Raw genomic sequence first — 17651 nt, 5'->3', positions numbered from 1 at the left:
CGGCACCCCGGCGGCGGCGTTGTTCGCCGCGCGGGCATGCCGGACGCAAACCCTTCGCTGTCGTTGCGGGACAAGCGATACGGGCGGCAGTACGCCGACTCGTCCGGGCAACTCGGGCAACTTCAGGATAGGCGCACGAAGCGACCCGTGTGCACGGAAAATTGTCCCGCGTGTCGGGCGATCGGTGCGCCATCGTGACGATGCCGCGCGAGCGGTTTGCGTGAAAGCCGCGCCACGCGGGCGCGGCCCGGGCTTACTCCGCTGCCGGATGCACGCGGCTGTAGCGGTTCAGGATCGGGATCATCTGCGCGTAGATCTTCGGGTTCGCGGCGACGATCTCGTGGCGATGCAGGAAATCGGCGTCGCCCGTGTAGTTGCCGACGAGGCCGCCGGCCTCGGTGATCAGCAGGCTGCCCGCCGCCATGTCCCACACGTTGATGCCTTGCTCGAAGAACGCGTCGAGGCGGCCGGCCGCGACGTTCGCGAGATCGAGTGCCGCCGCGCCCGGGCGGCGCAGGCCCGTGCAGGCCTGCGTCATTTCGGTGAAGAGGCGCGCGTAGGCGTCGAGGCCGTCCTTCTCGCGGAACGGGAAGCCCGTGCCGACGAGTGCATCTGCCAGGCGGTCGCGGCGGCCGACGCGGATGCGGCGATCGTTCAGGTACGCGCCGCGGCCGCGGGTGGCCGTGAACAGGTCGTTCTTGTTCGGATCGTAGACGACGGCCTGCGTGACGACGCCCTTGTGCTCGAGCGCGATCGAGACGCAGTAGTACGGGAAGCCGTGGATGAAGTTGGTCGTGCCGTCGAGCGGATCGATGATCCACTTGAATTCGGATTCGTTCTCGGATTCGCCCGATTCCTCCGCGAGGATCGCGTGGTCGGGGTAGGCGGTCTTCAGCGTCTCGATGATCGCGTCTTCCGCGGCCTTGTCCACTTCGGTGACGAAGTCGTTCTGCTGCTTCTTGCGGATCTCGATCAGGTCGAGATCGAGGGACGCGCGATTGATGATCTGTCCGGCGCGGCGCGCAGCCTTGACAGCAATGTTGAGCATGGGATGCATGAGCCTGGATCCTGTAGCCGGCGGCAGGGCCGCCACGAAGTGGGACAACCGCCCGGAACGGCGCAAGCGTGCCGGGGCGAGGTGAGACGCGAATTGACAAAGAGCGGGGTACGACCCGCGCTGCGCCGGGCGCAACGCGTAAAGGCATGATTTTACCCGATTTTCGGCGGTTTCAGGCGACTGGCACGCGGGGAAACCCCCACTGGCCATCCGGACGAGTGGGTTTGCCGGGGCGATGGCGATACCATACGGCCATTCTGATGAACCGAGTCGTATCGTAGTGGAAACTCCGCAGAACACCGCCGCGCCGTCCGAATCGGGCGCGGCCTCGTCCCCGCCGCCGTCCGGCGGCTTCACGTCCACCCGCTTCGTGCTCGTCGAGCCGAGCCATCCCGGCAACGTGGGGGCGGCCGCCCGCGCGCTGAAGACGATGGGCTTTTCGCGCCTCGTGCTGGTCGCGCCGCGCGTGCCGCACGTGCAGAGCGACCCCGAGGCGATCGCGATGGCCAGCGGCGCGGACGACGTCCTCGCGTCCGCGCATGTCGTGCCGACGCTCGGCGAAGCGCTGTCCGGCGTGCACTGGTCGATCGCGCTGACCGCGCGCACGCGCGAATACGGGCCGCCGCGCCTCGCGCCGCGTGCGGCCGCCGCACAGGCGAGCGCGCAGGTCGGCACGGGCGACATCGCGCTCGTGTTCGGCAACGAGCGCACCGGTCTCGCGAACGAGCATGTCGAGCAATGCAGCGCGCTCGCGCACATTCCGGCCAACCCGGCCTACAGTTCGCTGAATCTCGCGCAGGCCGTGCAGGTGCTCGCATACGAGTTGCGCGTCGCGTTTCTCGAGCAGGCGAGCGAGCCGTCGGCGCAGCCGCAGGCCGAAGTCGGCACGCTCGCGCAGAGCGACGAGATCGAGCGGATGTACGTGCACCTCGAGAACGCGTTGATCGCGCTCGACTTTCTCGATCCACGCAATCCGAAGAAGCTGATGCCGCGGCTGCGGCGCCTGTTCGCACGCACGGGCCTCGAGCGCGAGGAGGTCAACATCCTGCGCGGCATCGCGAAGCACATCCTGCTGAAGTCGGGCAAGCCGGACGGCGACGCGTAAGCGGCCGGCGCTCCAGTCCGACCGATTCATGTTGCGTAACGCCCAACGCATCGTCTGGTCGGCTGCTCATGCGGTGATCGGCGATAAGCACCGGGCCGGCTTTCACCTGATCGACGGTCCCCGGAAGCCCCGTCACGGCAAGCGTTCCGGCCGAATACCCGTGCCGACGGCGGGGTGAACGCGCGGCCGCGTGCGGCCGGGCACGACTGGCCCTACAATCGCCGGACGTCATAAGTAAATTACCCGGCGCGATAACGGCCGACATTGCCGGCGATGCGCGTCGGCCTTTTCCCAGATCACATCATGTTCACGAGACTGCGCGAAGACGTCGCAACGATTCGCGAGCGGGATCCCGCCGCTCGCAGTGCGTGGGAAGTGCTGACCTGTTATCCGGGGCTGCATGCACTCGTGCTGCACCGTTTCGCGCACGCATGCTGGCGCGCGAAGCGCTACTGGCTCGCGCGGTTCGTGTCGCAGGCCGGTCGGTTCCTGACCGGCATCGAGATCCACCCCGGCGCGACGATCGGCCGGCGCGTGTTCATCGATCACGGCATGGGCGTCGTGATCGGCGAGACGGCGATCATCGGCGATGATTGCACGATCTATCAGGGCGTGACGCTGGGCGGCACGTCGCTCACGCGCGGCGCGAAGCGCCACCCGACGCTCGAGGCTGGCGTGATCGTCGGCGCCGGCGCGAAGGTGCTCGGCGGTTTCACGGTGGGCGCGGGCGCGAAGATCGGGTCGAACGCGGTGGTCGTCAAACCGGTGCCGCCCGGCGGCACCGCGGTCGGCAACCCGGCGCGCATCGTGATGCCGGCGCAGCCGAAGCCGCAGACCGAGCGCGCGGCATTCAGCGCATACGGGATCACGCCGAACGCCGACGATCCGATGTCGCTCGCGATCCACGGGCTGATCGATCACGCGGCGAAGGAAAGCCGCCGCGTCGACGAGATCGTCGCGGCGCTCGAGCGGCTCGGCACGCATCTGGAAACGCTGCAGGGCGCCGACGCGGCGCGCCTCGACCTGCGCAGGCTGTCGGCGGTGCTGGAAGGCAAGACGGTCGAACGCCAGACGTAACCCACGCGATGTGCGCTGATCGCTGCCGGTCAATGCGACGGCAGCGCCGGCGTCAGTCGAGCGGCATCGCGTGGATGCCTTCCGCGTCGACGCGCAGGTAGCCGCCGCGCGGCGTGCCGTGGTCGAGATCCCAGTCGGGCAGCACCCAGCGGATTCCGCCCGGTTCCGCGTGGCGCGCGGGGCGGTGCGTGTGGCCGTGAATGATCACGCTCGCGCGGCTCTTCCGGAACAGCGCGGCCACGCCATCCCGCGTGACGTCGTAGATGGCCGAAGCCGGGCGCATCCGGCCCGCTTCGCTGTTCGAGCGCATGCGCTGCGCGAGCGCGCGGCGCCAGCGGAACGGCCACGCGAGAAACAGCCATTGCGCGACGCGATTGCGCGCGAAGCGCCGGAACACCTGGTAGCCGCGGTCGGCCGTGCATTGCGCGTCACCGTGCGCGAGCACGATGCGCTGGCCGAACGCCATGATCAGCGAAGGGTCGGGCAGCAGCATCGCGCCGGCCGCCCTCATGAAGCGCCGGCCGAGCAGGAAATCACGGTTGCCGTGCATCACGTAGAGCGCGATGCCGCGTTCCGAGAACGTGTGCATCAGCGCGGCCATGCGCGCGGCGAACGGATCGTCGTCGAGGATGTCGTCGCCGATCCAGTATTCGAACAGGTCGCCGAGGATGAACACCGAGTCGGCGCTGTCGGCGGTGTATTTCACGAAATGCTCGAACGCGGCGACCGTCTTCGGAATCGCCTCGCTCAGGTGCAGATCGGAGAGAAACAGGAACGGGCGTGCGGCTTGCGCGTACTCGCGCTCGCCCGGCACGCCCGCGGAGACGCTTCGCGGCGGACTCTCCTGCAACATCGAAGTGCCTCCGTAACGACTATGCGTCAGACCACCACGGCCTTTTCGATCACGACGTCATCGGTCGGCACGTCCTGATGGAAGCCCGCGTTGCCCGTCTTGACGCCCTTGATCTTGTCGACCACGTCCTGGCCTTCGACGACCTTGCCGAACACTGCGTAGCCCCAGCCCTGCGGCGTCGGCGACGAGTGGTTCAGGAAGTCGTTGTCGTTCACGTTGATGAAGAACTGGGCGGTCGCCGAGTGCGGATCGTTCGTGCGTGCCATCGCGACCGTGTAGTTGTCGTTCTTCAGGCCGTTGTTCGCTTCGTTGTCGATCGGCGCGTCGGTCGGCTTCTGCTTCAGGCCCGGCTCGAAGCCGCCGCCCTGGATCATGAAGCCGTTGATCACGCGATGGAACACGGTGCCGTCGTAATGGCCCTTCTTCACGTAGTTCAGAAAGTTCTCGACCGTCTTCGGTGCCTTCGCGGCGTCGAGTTCGAGCTTGATCACGCCGTGGTTCGTATGCAGTTCAACCATGATGAATTCCTTCGGTGAGGCGGTTTAAATGGCACGCGGCCGGTCGTGCGACGCGGCCGCGTGTGGCGCCGGACGTGCCGGCAGGTGCTTACTTCGAGACGATGCTCGCCGATTCGATCACGACCGGTTGCGCCGGTACGTCCTGCATCGGGCCGCGCGAGGTCGTCGCCACGCCTTCGATCTTCTTCACGACGTCGAGGCCGGACACGACCTTGCCGAACACCGCATAGCCGTTGCCGTCCGGGTTCGGATAGTCGAGGCCGCCGTTGTCGACCGTATTGATGAAGAACTGCGCGGTGGCCGAATTCGGATCGCTCGTGCGCGCCATCGCGATCGTGCCCGTCAGGTTCTTCAGACCATTGCGGCTTTCCAGCGGGATCGGCGCGCGGGTCGGCTTTTCCTCGAAGTTGGTCTTGTAGCCGCCGCCCTGGATCATGAAGCCCCTGATCACGCGATGGAAGATCGTGCCGTTGTACTGGCCGGCCTTCACGTAATCGAGGAAGTTGGCGACGGATTTCGGCGCCTTCTCCGGATAGAGCTCGACGCGGATGTCGCCCTGCGAGGTCTTCAGCTGCACGACGGGGTGCGCGGTGGCCGTTTGCGCGAACGCGGGCGCGGTCGCGAGAAGGGCGGCGCCGCCAAGCGCCAGCAACAGACGTTTCATTGCGATCCTCAGGTTGGGAGGGAAGGAAGGTCGCGCCGCTTATTGCGACGGCGCGACGTACGGCGCCGCCAGTGCGCCCGACGGACCGCTGAACTGGAACGTCGGCGACATCGGCAGCGTGGTGGTGCTCACGTTCGCGGCGGCGCGGTCGGTGTAGTCGCGCGTGGCCGGCGACGTCGCGCGGGCGTTCGGCGCGGCTTTCGACGGCGACACGATCTTCTGCAGATCGGCGAGGCGCTGCGCGGTCGCGCCGCTCGTGCGGCCGAGCGATTGCGCGCGCTTGTACGACTCGGCCGCGAGGCGCAGGTAGAGATCGCCGAGGTTCTCGTACGCGAGCGAGTAGCCCGGGTTCGATTGCGTCGCGGTGACGAGCGCGGTGCGCGCCTCGTCATAGCGGCCGTGCTTCGCGTAGAGCGCCGCGAGGTTATTGTACGGCTCGGGCAGTTCGGGGTACGCCTGCGTGATCGCGACGAACTGCTGGATCGCGTCGTCGTCGCGGTTCAGGCGGGCCAGCACGGTGCCGCGCTTGAACTGCGCCTGCACGTCGTGCGGGTTCGACGCGATGCGCGCGTCGAGCTGCGCGAGCGCCTGCTGCCACTGCTTGCCGGCGATCGACGCGTCGATTTCGGGGGTGCCGTCGGCGACCGCCGGGGCCTTTTGCGCATGCGCCGCGGGAGCCGCGAAAAGCGTCAGCGCGACGCCCATGACGGTGGTCGCAACGAGGGTCGCAGCGCTCGGCGCGCGGCCGCGATGAGGTTTCATAGGCGTAAATCGGAATGTTATACTCCGAGCCATTCTAACAAAACGTCTGCGCGTTCCGGCGAGCGGCAGACAGTCTTTCTTAGCCTCTCGTGGCCGTCACCGCTGTGCTTGCAGCCTGACCGCCCCATGTGATATCGAGGACGCGCGGCCTGGCGCCGCAGCAGATGGTCCGTCCGTTTCACATGCTGGGCGAGCTTCGCCAGGGCGGTTTCCTTCGGCTCACGGTTCATCTCTATGGAATCACTGCGCATCTACAACACGCTCGCGCGTGACAAGCAAGTTTTCGTGCCGCGCCAGCCCGGCGAGGTGCGGATGTACGTATGCGGGATCACCGTCTACGACTATTGTCACGTGGGCCACGCGCGCATGCTGGTCGTGTTCGACCTCGTCCAGCGCTGGCTGCGTGCGATCGGCTATCGGGTCACGTACGTGCGCAACATCACCGACATCGACGACAAGATCATCCGCCGCGCGGTCGAGAACGGCGAGACGATCAAGTCGCTGACCGACCGCTTCATCGGCGCGATGCATGAGGATGAAACCGCGCTCGGCATCCAGCGGCCCGACGTCGAGCCGCGCGCGACGCAGTTCATCCCGCAGATGCTCGGCATGATCGAGACGCTCGAGACGAACGGCTACGCGTATCAGGCGGCCGACGGCGACGTCAATTACTCGGTGCGCAAGTTCGCAGACTACGGGAAGCTGTCGGGCAAGTCGCTCGACGATCTCCGCGCGGGCGAGCGCGTCGCCGCGAACGATGCGAAGCAGGATCCGCTCGACTTCGTGCTGTGGAAGCGCGCGAAGGCGGACGAGCCGGAAGGCGCGTCGTGGGCGTCGAAGTACGGGATGGGCCGCCCGGGCTGGCACATCGAGTGCTCGGCGATGGGCTGCTCGCTGCTCGGCAATCATTTCGACATCCACGGCGGCGGGCAGGACCTGCAATTCCCGCACCACGAGAACGAGATCGCGCAGAGCGAAGGCGCGACCGGCGAGACGTTCGTCAACTACTGGATGCACAACGGCTTCGTGCAGGTCGACAACGAGAAGATGTCGAAATCGCTCGGCAACTTCTTCACGATCCGCGAGGTGCTCGAGCGTTACGACGCGGAAGTCGTGCGCTTCTTCATCGTGCGCACGCACTACCGTTCGCCGCTCAATTACAGCGACGTGCATCTCGACGATGCGCGCGCGTCGCTCACGCGTCTGTACACCGCGCTGAAGGACGTCGAGCCCGACACGCTCGCGCTCGACTGGAACGAGCCGCACGCGCAACGTTTCGCGGCGGCGATGAACGACGATTTCAACACGCCGGTCGCGGTGGCGACGCTGTTCGAGCTGGCGGGTGAAGTCAACCGCACGCGCGATGCCTCGCTCGCACGGCAACTGAAACAGCTGGCGGGCCTGCTCGGCCTGCTGGGCCGCGAACCGCGCACGTTCCTGCAGCAGGCGTCCGGTGCCGCTCAGGCGGGCGGGCTCGCGGCCGACGAGATCGAAGCGCAGATCGCCGCGCGCGTCGCGGCGAAGCAAGCGAAGGACTATGCCGAAGCGGACCGGATCCGGGCGGAATTGCTCGAAGCCGGCATCGCACTTGAAGACAAACCGGGCGGATCGACCGAATGGCGTCGCGTATGAGCGCAGCGCGTTCCACTGACCGATCCGTCAGGTAGGAGGCAAGATGGCAACGGCCAGAAAAGCGCCGGTCAGGCGCGCGACCCCGGTCGCCGCGCGTCCGGCAGCCAAGCGCGTACCGGCGGCGAAGGCGGACGCGACGCGCGCCGTGCCGAACGGCGCGCTGAACGGTCATGCGCAGCCGGCGGCCGCGCAGCCGGCCGCCGACGCGGCCCGCAAGATACGTGCGTCCGAAGCGGACGGCGAGGAGGGCGTCGTGCGTCCCGCCTATTGGGACAAGGCGTGCGCGGACCTCGTCAAGCGCGACCGGATCCTGAAGAAACTGATTCCGAAGTTCGGCCCCGCGCATCTGGTGAAGCGCGGCGACCCGTTCGTCACGCTCGCGCGCTCGGTCGTCGGCCAGCAGATTTCGGTGCCGTCCGCCCAGTCGCTGTGGGCGCGCATCGAGGACGCCTGCCCGAAACTCGCGCCGCAACCGGTGATCCGGCTCGGCGCGGACAAGCTGATCGCGTGCGGGTTGTCGAAACGCAAGACGGAATACATCCTCGATCTCGCGCAGCATTTCGTGTCGGGGGCGCTGCACGTCGACAAATGGACGTCGATGGACGACGAGGACGTGATCGCGGAACTCACGCAGATCCGCGGCATCAGCCGCTGGACGGCCGAGATGTTCCTGATCTTCAACCTGTCGCGGCCGGACGTGCTGCCGCTCGACGACCCGGGCCTGATCCGTGCGATCAGCGTCAATTACTTCAGCGGCGAACCCGTCACGCGCAGCGAGGCGCGCGAGGTCGCGGCCAACTGGGAGCCGTGGCGCACCGTCGCGACCTGGTACATGTGGCGCAGCCTCGATGCGCCCGACGCCGACGCCTGAGCGTCGGCTATCGGGTTTTAAACATCAATAGTTGAGAGCCGGTTTTGAGCGTCGCCCGCGCGGGTAGAATACGCGCTGCCGCAAGACCCAAGGATTCGAACACATGAAGACCACGTTTCTGGATTTCGAACAGCCGATCGCCGAACTCGAGGCCAAGATCGAAGAGCTGCGATTCGTGCAGGACGACTCGGCTGTCGATATTTCGGAAGAAATCGAGCGGCTGTCGAAGAAAAGCCAGCAACTGACGAAAGACCTCTACGCGAACCTGTCGCCGTGGCAGGTTTCGCAGATCGCGCGGCACCCGCAGCGGCCGTACACGCTCGACTACGTCGCGGAGCTGTTTACCGATTTTCACGAGCTGCATGGCGACCGCGCGTTCGCGGACGACCTGTCGATCGTCGGCGGTCTCGCGCGCTTCGGCGGCCATCCGTGCATGGTGATCGGTCACCAGAAGGGCCGCGACACGAAGGAGCGCGCCGCGCGCAACTTCGGGATGCCGCGTCCGGAAGGCTATCGCAAGGCCGAACGCCTGATGCGTCTCGCCGAGAAGTTCGGGCTGCCGATCTTCACGTTCGTCGACACGCCGGGCGCGTACCCGGGCATCGGCGCCGAAGAGCGCGGCCAGTCGGAGGCGATCGGTCGCAACCTGTACGTGATGGCCGAGCTGAAGACGCCGATCATCACGACGGTGATCGGCGAGGGCGGTTCGGGCGGTGCGCTGGCGATCGCCGTGGCCGACACGGTGATGATGCTGCAGTTCTCGACCTACTCGGTGATCTCGCCGGAAGGCTGCGCGTCGATCCTGTGGAAGAGCGCCGCGAAGGCGCCGGAAGCCGCGGAAGCGCTGGGCCTGACCGCGCACCGCCTGAAGGCGCTCGGCCTGATCGACAAGATCATCAACGAGCCGCTCGGCGGCGCGCATCGCGATCCGAAGGGCATGGCCGCGTTGCTGCGCCGTGCGCTGGCCGATTCGCTGCGCCAGTTCCAGGGCATGAGCATCGATGCGCTGCGCGAGCGCCGCTTCGAGCGCCTGATGGCCTACGGCAAGTTCAAGGAAACCACGCCCGGCGCATGACCGGCCGTGTATTCAAGGCGCGTGCCGCTGCACGCGCGTCTCGCTCGTGATCCCACCCACCGAATTCTCCGCTGACCGCGTCGTCCTCGACGCGGTCGGCGTTGCGCTTTCCGGTCTGCCGCCGGACGCGCGCATCGCGATCGCCTACAGCGGCGGCCTCGATTCGACCGTGCTGCTCGATGCGGCCGTGCGCGTCGCGGGCGCATCGCGCTGCGTCGCGCTGCACGTGCATCACGGCCTGAGCGCGAACGCCGATGCGTGGGTCGCGCATGCCGAAGGGCAAGCGGCGCGGCTCGGCGTCGCATTCGAATCGATGCGCGTCGACGTGCCGCGCGACAGCGGGCTCGGGATCGAGGCGACCGCGCGCGAGCGTCGCTACGCGGCGCTCGACGAGATGGGCGAACGCCATGGCGTGGCGGCGCTGTGGCTCGCGCAACATGCGGACGACCAGGCGGAGACGGTGCTGCTGCAACTGTTGCGCGGGGCGGGAATCGCGGGGCTCGCCGCGATGGCGCCGCGTTATCGCCCGGACGGCGCGAGCATCGAGCGGGTGCGCCCGTTGCTGCGACTGTTGCGCGCACAACTCGAGCGCTACGCGGAGCAGCACGCGCTCGCGTGGATCGACGACGAATCGAACGGCGATACGCGCTATGCGCGCAATGCGCTGCGCGTCGACGTGCTGCCGGCGCTGGCCATGCATTTCCCGGGCTTTCGCGACGCGCTCGGCCGCGCGGCCCAGCATGCGGCCGCCGCTCAGCGGCTGCTCGACGATCTGGCCGAGCTCGATTTCGCCGTCGCCGCGCGCGATGACGGTCACGCGTTGTCGCGCGACGCGCTGGCAGGATTCGACGACACGCGCGGCGCGAACCTGCTGCGCTTCTGGATGCGCCGGCTCGGTTTGCCGGGCGCGTCGGCTACCCGTCTGGCCAACATGATGCGGCAACTGCGCGCGGCGCACGACGCGCATGCGCTGCGTGTGGATCACGCGGGGCAGTGCCTGCGGCTCTATCGCGATGTCGTGTACTGGGAGGCGGGCGACAGCAGCGAGCCGGCCGACGACGGCACGGGGACGCCGCAGCCGGAGGCGGCACTCGCGTGGGACGGGGAGGAAGTGTGGCATCTGCCGGGATGGCGCGGCACGTTCGTGTTCGCGCCCGCCGACGCGGGCAGCGCCGACGCGGTGCCCGAGGCGCTGCTGCGCGGTACCCGGCTGGCGGCGCGCGCCCGTGCCGGCGGCGAACGGATGCGCACGTCGCCGGGCGGGCCGGGCCGGACGCTGAAGAACCTGTTCCAGGAGCGCGGGGTGCCGGCCTGGCAACGCGACGTGCCGCTGCTGTTCGCGGGTGACCGGCTGATCTACGTGCCGCGGGTGGGCGTCAATCGCGACATCGGCGAACCGGCCGACGCGGCGCCCGGGGATGCGGCATGGCGCCGGATCGAATGGCGCCCCGACCTGCTGATCGCCTAGCAGCGGCAGGCGGTCGAACGCGCGATGGCGGGCCGATTTTCACCATTTGGTAAACAGCGCCGGAACGGCCGCCGACACGGCGCGCGGCTTGTCAAGCGGGCTTCTATCGGGTACGCTCGGTCGTTTGCTCGGCTCGATTTTTGAGCGTTTTGTGCAGGTTCTCCGCGTGACGTACCCGGTTTGCGCGGCCTGATCGGCCTTCCGGGCAAAATCCGCCACGCTTGCGTGTTGCGTCCCAGCCGTCCCCCTCGTCGTCCGTCCACAGCCACAAGCCGCGTGACCGAACGGCTACGCGGCCTGCCCAGCGCGCCCGTGCGGTTTCTCCTCCAGTTCAGAACGACAATGGCACTCATCGTACACAAATACGGCGGCACTTCGATGGGCTCGGTCGAGCGCATCAAGAACGTCGCGAAACGCGTCGCAAAATGGCATCAGGCCGGGCACCAGATGGTGGTCGTGCCTTCGGCGATGTCCGGCGAAACCAACCGTCTGCTCGGTCTCGCGAAAGAGATTTCGAGCCAGCCGAGCCCGCGTGAGCTCGACATGATCGCGTCGACCGGCGAGCAGGTCAGCGTCGGCCTGCTGTCGATCGCGCTGCAGGAAATCGGCGTCGAGGCCGTGAGCTATGCCGGCTGGCAAGTGCCGATCAAGACGGACAGCGCGTTTACGAAAGCACGCATTCACTCGATCGACGATGAGCGCGTGAAGGACGATCTGAACGCAGGCAAGGTCGTGATCATCACGGGCTTCCAGGGCGTCGATCCGGACGGCCACATCACGACGCTGGGCCGGGGCGGCTCGGACACGTCGGCGGTGGCGGTGGCGGCTGCGCTGGGTGCCGAAGAGTGCCTGATCTATACCGACGTCGACGGCGTCTACACGACCGATCCGCGGGTCGTCGAAGAGGCGCGCCGCCTCGACCGCGTGACGTTCGAGGAGATGCTGGAAATGGCCAGCCTCGGCTCGAAGGTCCTGCAGATCCGCTCGGTCGAATTCGCCGGCAAATACCAGGTGAAGACGCGTGTGCTGTCGAGCCTGACCGATCCGCTGATTGCGCTCGACGAAGAAATGCGCTCGGGCACCCTGATTACTTTTGAAGAAGACGAGACCATGGAAAAGGCAGTCATTTCCGGCATCGCGTTCCAGCGCGACGAAGCACGCATTGCTGTGATGGGCGTGCCCGACAAGCCGGGCATCGCATATCAGATCCTCGGCCCGGTGGCCGATGCGAACGTCGACGTCGACATGATCATCCAGAACCAGAGCGTCGAAGGCAAGACCGACTTCACGTTCACGGTCGGCCGCGGCGACTACCAGAAGGCGATGGACATCCTCACCAACCAGGTGCAGGGCCATGTGAGCGCCGAGCGCGTGCAGGGCGACCCGAAGGTGTCGAAGGTGTCGGTCGTCGGCGTCGGCATGCGTTCGCACGTGGGCGTCGCGAGCAAGATGTTCCGTACGCTGTCGGAAGAGGGCATCAACATCCAGATGATCTCGACGTCCGAAATCAAGATTTCGGTGCTGATCGACGAGAAATACATGGAGCTGGCCGTCCGCGCGCTGCACAAGGTATTCGAACTCGACCAGGCGTCGTGAATTTTTCGTGATGCATTGAAGAAACTGCATCACGGAAATTGACGCACGGTTCGAAACCCTATATTATCTCGTTCTCGTCGCACTGCCTCCCTGGTGCGAGCGAAAGTTTGGGAGACGTGGCCGAGAGGTCGAAGGCACTCCCCTGCTAAGGGAGCATCTGGGCCAAAACCTGGATCGAGGGTTCGAATCCCTCCGTCTCCGCCAAAAGCGGTGACAAAGCCCGCAAGTTCTCGGACTTGCGGGGCTTTTTCTTTTTCCGGCCCACCGTGTGGTGTCGTGCGCCAAGCATCGATGCCGTCGAGTCTCGTCTTCGGGCGCGCATCGTCGATACGGCATTCGGGCAATGAATGCTCGACGGGAGTGGCGGTCATGCGCTACATATCGCGTATCGTTCCGCGCGACTCGAGGTGATGCTCGTGGCAACCCCGCATTCCGTTCTGACCGTCCTGTCTCATCGACCTGTCGACGGATTGATCGACAACCACGCACGTTACGCGGATCTGCACGGCTACCGGCAGGCGACGGTCGACGGCATGCACGTGTATGGCGAGCGCCAGCAAGTGCTGTACAAGTACCACGCGATCATCGCGCAACTCGTTGCGATGGAGCACGGTGCGTTGCTGCTCGTGCTCGACCCGTTCTCCGTCGTGTTCGATCCGCACGCGCTGACGGATGTCGCGCACGGTTACGACGCGATCGTCACGACGCAGACGTCGAAATCGGCGTTGCCCGCCGCGAGCGGCATGATCTTCCGCAACGTGCCCGACGTACGCGAGCAGTTGCGCCGGCTGGCGCTCGAACTGGGCAAGTGGGCGATGCATCTTCCGGAGCGGCAGCACGCGTGCGAGGCGACGCTGCTGGCAGCGCACTTTCCACCGCTGCCATTCGACGTACCGCTTGCGAACGGCCATTTCGCGTCGGCCCAGACGGTCTGGAGCGATGGCGTGTCGATCGATTCGATCGCCGGCGCGCGACCGCTCGTGGCGCACCAGGCACCCGAGTGGCGAGACGTGAACGGCTTCTGGGCGCCGGTGCCCGATTACGACTTCCGCTACGTGACGGCGCTCGTCGACGATGCCGAACGGTACCAGCGCGGCGACTGTCCGCGCGCGATGGACGACTGGTGCGCCGCACAGCAGCGACCGCGCGAAGCAGAGCGGCATGTGAATCCGCATGCGCCGATCGCGTTCGTGAGCCTGCATACGTCGCATATCGCGGGCTATGGCGACCTGCACGAGGAGAATTTCGTCCGCTACTGCACGCGACATGGCTATGCGTACCACACGTATCGCGCCGCGCCCGCTTTCCTGCCGGACGGCATCGACGCGAACTGGGCGAAGCTGCATCTGATTCGCGAACATCTGCCGCATCACGCGTTCGTGTTCTGGGTCGATGCGGACATCCTCGCGATCGACCAGCGCCAGCGCATCGATGGCACGATCGAGGGGCGCGACTTCGTGATCGGGACCGATCACACGGCGTGGGCGATCAACTCGTGCATGATTGGCGTGCGCAACGTGGCGCCGATGCGCGAACTGGTCGAACGCATCTGCGCGCGCATCGAGCAGTTCGACGATCGCTCGTCGGTCTATGCGAGTGGTGGCGACCAGCAGGCGATCTATGTGGAGTTGCTTGAGTCCGGCATGATCGACGCGCGCCATATCGTCGATGCGACGACGCTCGCGTCGTCCCCGGTCTATGCGACGCGCGACAGCCGCTTCGTCCATTTCCCCGCCCAGCACGACCACTATCGTGCGGTGACGATGCGCGTATGGGATCGCTTGAGTCACCTGCGCTAATGGCCGCTCGCGTGAGAAGTGGTGCGCGAGGGTAACTCGATCTGCGGTATGCGCAGCATGAGATCGAATGAAATAAAAATGAAAGTATTTCTGTAAGACAGGAGAGGCCACGCGACCGCGGCACTGCGGAACGCTAAGCATGTCGTTCCGGCCCTCCGAAATGACCGGTTGACATCAAAAATGCGGCGCTGCGTCGATTTCTGTCGCACACGGCATCGAGCAATACGAAAAATTACTCATAAAAATCAGTAGGCTACACGGGCACGCAAAATTGATGTTCTGCTGCGCTGCAGAAAATATTCAATCGTTTTATGCTGGTTAACCCGATCGCATTTGAGCGGCATCAACTTTTCCGGTGATGCCGCTTTACATTTTGCCAACATTGGCGATTCACGAAATCTACCTGTCGATTTGATTTCGTCCCTTTCGTCGCGCCTGTCCCCGATGCAGGGCGCGACCTCCTCAAGGCGTTGTTGACATGCATGATTTCCCCTTCCTGAGCCTGGCCATCTGGGTTCCGATACTGTTCGGCGCGGTGCTGCTGCGCGCCGGTTCCGACCAGCATTCACGCCGGATACGACTGATCGCGCTGATCGGCGCGATCGCCGGGCTGGCGGCCGTCGTGCCGCTGATCGCCGGTTTCGACGCGCATTCGGCGGCGATGCAGTTCGTCGAAAGACGCGACTGGCTGGCGGCATTCAATGCCGGCTGGCGGGTCGGCATCGACGGCGCGTCGCTGTGGCTCGTCGTGCTGACCGCATTCACGACGCTCGTGGTGGTGGTGGCGTCGTGGGAGTCGGTCACGGTGCGCGTCGCGCAGTACTACGCGTCGTTCCTGATCCTGTCGGGGCTGATGGTCGGCGTATTCGTCGCGCAGGACGGGCTGCTGTTCTTCATCTTCTTCGAGGCGACGCTGATCCCGCTGTACCTGCTGATCGGTACGTGGGGGCGCGAGCGACGCGTGTATGCGGCCGTGAAGTTCTTCTTCATCTCGTTCGCCGGCTCGCTGTTTCTGCTGATGGCGATGCTGTACCTGTACGCGCAGTCGCATACGTTCGACATGGCCGTGTGGCGCACGCTGCAGCTCGGCTTCGCGCCGCAGTTGCTGGTGTTCCTCGGCTTCTTCGCGGCGTTCGCGGTCAAGGTGCCGATGTGGCCGGTCCACACGTGGCTGAGCGACGTGTACACGGACGGCCCGACGGGCGCCGCGCTGATGCTCGCGATGCTCAAGCTCGGCGGTTACGGGTTCCTGCGCTTCGCGCTGCCGATCACGCCGGACGCGAGCCACTTCTTCGCGCCGGCCGTGATCGCGCTGTCGCTGTTCGCGATCGTCTACGCGAGCCTGATCGCGCTCGCGCAGACCGATCTCGGCAAGCTGCTCGCGTATTCGACGGTCGCGCACATGGGGATCGTCACGCTGGGGCTGTTCCTGTTCAACCGGATCGGCGTCGAAGGCGCGATCGTGCAACTCGTGTCGTACGGCTTCGTGGCGGGCGCGATGCTGTTGTGCGTGAACGTGCTCGTGGATCGTACCAGGCAGCGCGAGATCGCCGCGTACGGCGGCGTGGCGGGCGTGATGCCGCGTTTCGCGACCTTCACGCTGCTGTTCGCGATGGCCAACGTCGGTCTGCCGGGCACGTCGGGGTTCGTCGGCGAGTTCATGGTGATCATGGGCGCGATCCGCTTCAACTTCTGGATCGGTGCGATCGCGGCGCTCACGCTGATCCTCAGCGCGTCGTACACGCTGTGGATGCTCAAGCGCGTCGTGTTCGGCAAGGTCGCGAGCCAGCGGATCGCGAAGCTCGCCGACCTGAATCGTCGCGAGATCGTGATGTTCGCGTCGCTCGCGCTGATCGTGCTGGCGGTCGGCATCGATCCGAAGCCGTTCACCGATGCGATCGATCCGACCGTCGGCAAGCTGATCCAGGAAGCGAGCCATTCGAAGGTGCCGGCAGGGGATGGCCCCGCGCCGGCGCTGCCGTCGTACATGGCGTCGACGCACGACTGATCCCGGCACACCGCGCCGCGCAAGCCAGCCGCATTCGCGCGGCAGGTATCGTTGCGCACGCATCGATCGAGGCTCAGCACGGGGCGTGCCGGGCCCGCTTCCGGCTGCGTGAAATTGCCCCGCGACAATGTGACTCACGGCAGATTTTGCAATGATGATTTGCCGCCTGCACCGGTTTTTCATCGCACTCGCGCGACGTATGATTCGGCCAATTTCGTGAATCGAATGCGCATCGGGCATACGCAAACGGATTCAATGACCCGCGGGGCTGTGTGATGAAAAGAAGGGCTTCAAGAGGCTGGTCGGCGCTGATGGCCATGGGCGCGGCGCTAAGCCTGTCAGGTTGTAATTTAGGTGTACTAAATCCGAAAGGAAGTGTGGGTGCCGCCGAAAAGGCGCTGATCGCGACGTCCACCTGGGCGATGCTGATCGTCGTCGTGCCGGTGATTCTGCTCACGCTGTGGTTCGCGTGGCGTTACCGTGCGTCGAACCGCAACGCCGCCTACGCGCCGAACTGGTCGCACTCGACCGCGATCGAGGTCGTGATCTGGACGGTGCCGACGCTGATCATCCTGTTCCTCGGCGTGCTCACGTGGAAAACCACGCACGAGCTCGATCCGTACAAGCCGCTCGAATCGGCGGTGAAACCGATCGACGTCGAGGTGGTCGCGCTCGACTGGAAGTGGCTGTTCATCTATCCGGAACTCGGTATCGCGTCGGTGAACCAGCTCGCGATTCCGGTCGGCACGCCGGTGAACTTCCGCATCACGTCGGATTCGGTGATGAACTCGTTCTTCATCCCGCAGCTCGGCGGCCAGGTCTATGCGATGGCCGGCATGCAGACGCGCCTGCACCTGATCGCCGACGAGCCCGGCAACTACGCGGGCACGTCCGCCAACTTCAGCGGCCGCGGTTTCTCCGACATGAAGTTCCGCACGCTCGCCGAGCCGCGCGAGCAGTTCGATGCGTGGGTGCAGAAGGTGAAGGCGTCGCCGGACCGGCTCGACGCGACTATGTACGGCGGCGTCGCGCAGCCGAGCGAGAAGGCGCCGGTGCGCTATTTCTCGTCGGTCGATCCGCGGCTCTTCCACAACATCATCGCGAAATACAACGATGGCCACGTCCTCGACCTGAAGGACGCCGCCTGCGGCACGAAGGGGTAACGC

General features: G+C 65.9%; 15 protein-coding genes, 1 tRNA gene and 1 pseudogene. 11 read left to right on the top strand and 6 right to left on the bottom strand.

Going from position 1 to position 17651, the window contains the following annotated elements; genetic code table 11:
* Window positions 1-253: 253 nt before the first annotated feature.
* Entirely contained in the window at window positions 254-1057 is an 804-nt protein-coding gene (locus SY91_RS13620) for an inositol monophosphatase family protein (protein WP_011549489.1), read from the bottom strand.
* Between the two features lie 280 nt (window positions 1058-1337).
* Here SY91_RS13620 and SY91_RS13615 point away from each other — a divergent pair, with 280 nt between their 5' ends.
* Window positions 1338-2162, top strand: coding sequence for an RNA methyltransferase (locus SY91_RS13615; protein WP_023475925.1), 825 nt, complete (start codon window positions 1338-1340; stop codon window positions 2160-2162).
* A 303-nt stretch (window positions 2163-2465) separates the two neighbouring features.
* On the top strand, window positions 2466-3239 hold the full coding sequence (gene cysE / locus SY91_RS13610) for a serine O-acetyltransferase (RefSeq protein ID WP_027812921.1): 774 nt from the start codon (window positions 2466-2468) through the stop codon (window positions 3237-3239).
* A gap of 52 nt (window positions 3240-3291) precedes the next feature.
* On the opposite strand, the gene SY91_RS13605 is transcribed toward cysE, so the two are convergent.
* The 4 genes from SY91_RS13605 to SY91_RS13590 form a co-directional block, all read right to left on the bottom strand.
* Window positions 3292-4092 carry a UDP-2,3-diacylglucosamine diphosphatase gene (locus tag SY91_RS13605; protein WP_023475927.1) on the bottom strand — a complete coding sequence of 267 codons (801 nt, stop codon included), beginning with the start codon at window positions 4090-4092 and terminating at the stop codon, window positions 3292-3294.
* A 26-nt stretch (window positions 4093-4118) separates the two neighbouring features.
* Window positions 4119-4610: a peptidylprolyl isomerase gene (locus SY91_RS13600; protein ID WP_006478428.1), complete on the bottom strand. Its 492-nt coding sequence runs from the start codon at window positions 4608-4610 to the stop codon at window positions 4119-4121.
* An 88-nt stretch (window positions 4611-4698) separates the two neighbouring features.
* Window positions 4699-5274, bottom strand: a complete 576-nt coding sequence (locus SY91_RS13595) for a peptidylprolyl isomerase (RefSeq protein WP_023475928.1) — start codon at window positions 5272-5274, stop codon at window positions 4699-4701.
* A gap of 39 nt (window positions 5275-5313) precedes the next feature.
* Window positions 5314-6036 (bottom strand): tetratricopeptide repeat protein, encoded by a 723-nt coding sequence (locus SY91_RS13590; RefSeq protein ID WP_023475929.1) that lies wholly within the window; start codon window positions 6034-6036, stop codon window positions 5314-5316.
* 234 nt (window positions 6037-6270) lie between these two features.
* Here SY91_RS13590 and cysS point away from each other — a divergent pair, with 234 nt between their 5' ends.
* The 4 genes from cysS (at window position 6271) to tilS (ending at window position 11082) form a co-directional block, all read left to right on the top strand.
* Window positions 6271-7668 carry a cysteine--tRNA ligase gene (cysS, locus tag SY91_RS13585; RefSeq protein ID WP_023475930.1) on the top strand — a complete coding sequence of 466 codons (1398 nt, stop codon included), beginning with the start codon at window positions 6271-6273 and terminating at the stop codon, window positions 7666-7668.
* Window positions 7669-7711: 43 nt separating this feature from the next.
* Window positions 7712-8539, top strand: coding sequence for a DNA-3-methyladenine glycosylase family protein (locus SY91_RS13580; RefSeq protein WP_006478432.1), 828 nt, complete (start codon window positions 7712-7714; stop codon window positions 8537-8539).
* A 103-nt stretch (window positions 8540-8642) separates the two neighbouring features.
* Entirely contained in the window at window positions 8643-9614 is a 972-nt protein-coding gene (locus tag SY91_RS13575; RefSeq protein ID WP_006478433.1) for an acetyl-CoA carboxylase carboxyltransferase subunit alpha, read from the top strand.
* A 46-nt stretch (window positions 9615-9660) separates the two neighbouring features.
* A complete protein-coding gene (gene tilS / locus SY91_RS13570; protein ID WP_023475931.1) occupies window positions 9661-11082 on the top strand; it encodes a tRNA lysidine(34) synthetase TilS in 1422 nt (473 codons plus the stop codon).
* Between the two features lie 122 nt (window positions 11083-11204).
* Here tilS and SY91_RS35590 read toward each other — a convergent pair.
* A pseudogene (locus tag SY91_RS35590) lies at window positions 11205-11442 on the bottom strand (hypothetical protein); the annotation flags it as partial.
* On the opposite strand from SY91_RS35590, the gene SY91_RS13565 reads away from it, so the two are divergent.
* The 5 genes from SY91_RS13565 to cyoA all read left to right on the top strand — a co-directional run bounded on the left by SY91_RS13565 (window position 11425) and on the right by cyoA (window position 17648).
* A complete protein-coding gene (locus SY91_RS13565; protein ID WP_011549493.1) occupies window positions 11425-12678 on the top strand; it encodes an aspartate kinase in 1254 nt (417 codons plus the stop codon). The pseudogene SY91_RS35590 and the gene SY91_RS13565 sit on opposite strands and share 18 nt — an antisense overlap.
* A gap of 110 nt (window positions 12679-12788) precedes the next feature.
* Window positions 12789-12882, top strand: a tRNA-Ser gene (locus tag SY91_RS13560).
* A 206-nt stretch (window positions 12883-13088) separates the two neighbouring features.
* Window positions 13089-14477 (top strand): hypothetical protein, encoded by a 1389-nt coding sequence (locus SY91_RS13555; protein ID WP_043887390.1) that lies wholly within the window; start codon window positions 13089-13091, stop codon window positions 14475-14477.
* A gap of 478 nt (window positions 14478-14955) precedes the next feature.
* Window positions 14956-16485 carry a NuoM family protein gene (locus SY91_RS13550; protein WP_023475934.1) on the top strand — a complete coding sequence of 510 codons (1530 nt, stop codon included), beginning with the start codon at window positions 14956-14958 and terminating at the stop codon, window positions 16483-16485.
* A gap of 275 nt (window positions 16486-16760) precedes the next feature.
* A complete protein-coding gene (gene cyoA / locus SY91_RS13545) occupies window positions 16761-17648 on the top strand; it encodes a ubiquinol oxidase subunit II (RefSeq protein WP_043887385.1) in 888 nt (295 codons plus the stop codon).
* Window positions 17649-17651 lie beyond the last annotated feature (3 nt).

It is taken from the genome of Burkholderia cenocepacia (genome assembly GCF_014211915.1).
In the GTDB taxonomy this organism is placed as follows: Bacteria; Pseudomonadota; Gammaproteobacteria; order Burkholderiales; family Burkholderiaceae; genus Burkholderia; species Burkholderia orbicola.
The sequence above is the reverse complement of the archived record's forward strand: the minus strand, read 5'-3'. Positions and strand labels throughout refer to the sequence as shown.